Consider the following 3,013-nt stretch of genomic DNA (forward strand, 5'->3'; position numbering starts at 1 on the left):
GGCAATCTTAAAAAAGTCACCTGCAATCAGGGAAAAAAGGAAAATGGTGCATGAAAATGCCCCGGATATCCAGTCTGAACGGGACGGGGAGAAGGACGGGCAATGCATCCCTCCCCTGGTATATCCCCGGAGTGTAAGCAGTATGGCCCGTTCATGGGCCAGGTTCAGCTGCCTGATAAGAATGCCTGAAAAGACTGCAGGTATTATCCGGGGGGTGAGCCGCATCCCTTTCTGGCTGAGTGCGACAGAAATACGTTCAATTTCACGGGCAAGGGTATCAAGGGATGCCATACTCAGCTCTCCGATCAGTCCAAGATCAAATCCGGTTTTTGTTCCAAAAGCCCATACTCCGACATCAAGCAGCTCACCGGGGTACCGTTCGGCATACATCCATGAGGCTATGATAAGAACCGTGGTGATCCGGACAAAATATGATATGCCATCCGCTCCTGACCAGAATGCAGCCAGTGCCATCACTGCCGGCACAAGCAGGATGATGATAAGGGACCGGATGGTATGTACAGAGGTCCGGGCCCCCGCATACATCACCCACCAGAGTAGGGTGAGGATCGCTCCGGGAAGTGATATCCATGCTGCAGCAGAGAGGAGTATGGTTGCACCAAGTCTTATCCGCGGATCCTGCATAGTGCCTCCTCAAGGTCTTCCCGTGAGAGCCCGGCAGGGCACACCCCGTTCTTTCGGAGATATCTGATCAATGCGGGTGCCTCGTTCCAGTTCTGCAGACACTGGGGAACCTGGCCGATTTGTATCAGGGTACCGGCCTCCATTGCAACGAGCTGATCAATCTTCGGGAGTGAGGTGATGTCATGGCTGATGATGACAACAACTGCATCCCGACGGGTTTCGATAAGGCGTCTGACAAAGCATCGTGCATCCTCATCAAGGCCTGCAAATGGTTCATCAAGGACTATGAGTTCATACTCCCCGCTGAGGATTGCCGCAAGTTCTAGCCGTCGCACTTCCCCCCGCGAGAGGGTGAACAGGTCCGCATCCTCTTTCCCGGTAAGTCCGGCACGCCGGATTATCACATCAGGATCGGCATGCCAGCTGGCCGCCTCTTCACGGACCGTCATTGTACTGATATGATAACTCGCATCCTGAAGCAGCATGACTCTCCTTCCCCCGGTCCAGGAGATGGTACCCGTATCTGGCTGAATAATTCCCGCAAGAATCTCTCCAAGCGTTGTTTTCCCCGATCCAATCCGTCCGGTCAGCAGATGTACTCCTGGCCCGAAGGTTCCCTCTGCATGAAGGGTGAACGCTCCTTTTGTTTTGACAACACCGCTCAGCCGTATCAGAGGGGGAATGTTCATATATCACTCCCTGATATCCCGTGCAGAACCCGTCTCCAGAACCAGGGACTGCTCAGATGATCACAATGGGATGATCCGGACTCTTCCGCCAGAACCAGATGTTCAGTAATCGCTCCATCGGTGAGTCGGATCATCTCGCTGGCTCGTGCCATCCGATCAGGCCGGTGGGTGGAGAAGATAACATATGTAATCTCCGCTCGTGCGATGAAACAATCAATCAGATGACAGATCTGTTCATCAAGGTGGGAATCGGTCTCATCCAGAATAAGCAGATCAGGGGATGTGATACAGGCAGCAGCACATGAAACCAGGATAAGTTCGCCTCCTGATAAGTCATGCATATTCCGATCCAGAAGATGGGCGATGCCAAGATCATGAGCATATTTCCTGACCTGCCGATCGATCTCCTGACAGGATCTCCAGGTAAACCTGAGCGGACCGGCCAGTTCATCATACACGCGTGGAAAGAGGATGTTCCGGTCCGGGTACTCGCCGACCCAGCCGATTGTACACGCAGATGGTTCTCTGCCATCAATTCTCACCATACCGGCCCCCGGATGGAGAATTCCTGCTATAAGTTTTAAAAAAGTGGTTTTTCCCGCCCCGTTCGGGCCGGTGACTGCACACATTCCCGGCTGGATGGTGCAGGAAGGAATGGTAAGGACGCCGGCCTGTACGGATAAAATCTCAATCATTGACCCTGAAACCGCGTGGTATAGGGCATGATACGTCTGGTGATGAGAAACGCTGCTGCTGCCTTGATGCAATCACCCGGAAGAAAGGGGATCATTCCGGCGGTGATAGCAGCAGGAACGGTCATCGGGACCGAGATGATGAGCCAGGAAAGCCCGCAGAGGTAGATGACTCCGGTTCCAAGTACAAGTCCTCCGATCTGCACCTTCTCTGATGCCTGCTCATAGCACAGACCGACCAGGATTGCAGCAGGGATAAACCCAATCAGATATCCGCCGGTGGGTCCAAGAAGCACACCCGCTCCTGCCGTCCCGTTGTGAAATACTGGAAGACCAATGGCTCCAAGGAGCACATACAACGCCAATGGGATGCCTGCATATCGTTTCATGATGGTTCCGGTCAGGAGAACTGCCAATGTCTGTAAGGTAACCGGAACTGGAATAAAAGGAACCGAGACCCAGGAGAAGGCCGCGATCATCGCAATGAAGAGGGTGGTATGGGTGATGATAAGAGATCGATGATAATTTCCGGCCATTTTTCAGATATGGATGCAGTCCCCTGCTATTACCCGTTCTATCTTTCCATTATCTTTTTTCACAACAAGCGCCCCGTTCGTATCAATGTCAACTGCCTCCCCCTCAAAGTGGGACCGCAGGGTGACAATCCTGACCCGGCGACCAATGGTTGAGGAGAAGTTTTTCCACTCCCTGATCACAGCATCAAACTCCCCCTGGGATATCATCTCGTACCGGTTTTCAAACTCTTTTAGAATTGCTGCCAGAAGAACGGCACGGTCAACATCCTTGTTTACTTCCTGACTGATGGAGGTCATGGTGCTTCTGATGGTCTGGTTTAATGATTCAAGATTTACATTCGCATCAATGCCTATTCCGACCAGACAGTATTCTACCTTGTCTCCTTCAGATCCAAGCTCCAGAAGTATTCCCGCGACTTTCTTATCCCCAATAATGATGTCATTGGGCCAT

Annotated in this window: 5 protein-coding genes; all 5 read right to left on the reverse strand. The window is 52.3% G+C overall.

The genetic code is table 11. The features are described from left to right. Nucleotides 1–645: hypothetical protein (locus PLA23_RS12080; protein WP_324475343.1), on the reverse strand; the 645-nt coding region annotated here is incomplete at its 3' end. After that, on the reverse strand, nucleotides 627–1,334 hold the full coding sequence (locus tag PLA23_RS12085) for an ATP-binding cassette domain-containing protein (protein ID WP_324330526.1): 708 nt from the start codon (nucleotides 1,332–1,334) through the stop codon (nucleotides 627–629). The genes PLA23_RS12080 and PLA23_RS12085, both read right to left, overlap by 19 nt. Beyond that, nucleotides 1,331–2,029, reverse strand: coding sequence for an ATP-binding cassette domain-containing protein (locus PLA23_RS12090; RefSeq protein ID WP_324330529.1), 699 nt, complete (start codon nucleotides 2,027–2,029; stop codon nucleotides 1,331–1,333). Before PLA23_RS12090 ends, PLA23_RS12085 begins: the two co-directional genes overlap by 4 nt. Then, the gene (locus PLA23_RS12095; RefSeq protein ID WP_324330531.1) at nucleotides 2,026–2,562 is read right to left on the reverse strand and encodes a biotin transporter BioY; all 537 of its coding nucleotides are present in this window, start codon (nucleotides 2,560–2,562) and stop codon (nucleotides 2,026–2,028) included. Before PLA23_RS12095 ends, PLA23_RS12090 begins: the two co-directional genes overlap by 4 nt. A 3-nt stretch (nucleotides 2,563–2,565) precedes the next feature. Next, a partial coding sequence (locus PLA23_RS12100) for a biotin--[acetyl-CoA-carboxylase] ligase (protein ID WP_324475345.1) occupies nucleotides 2,566–3,013 on the reverse strand: 448 nt, incomplete at its 5' end.

Source organism: Methanospirillum sp. (assembly GCF_035406105.1).
Taxonomy (GTDB): Archaea; Halobacteriota; Methanomicrobia; order Methanomicrobiales; family Methanospirillaceae; genus Methanospirillum.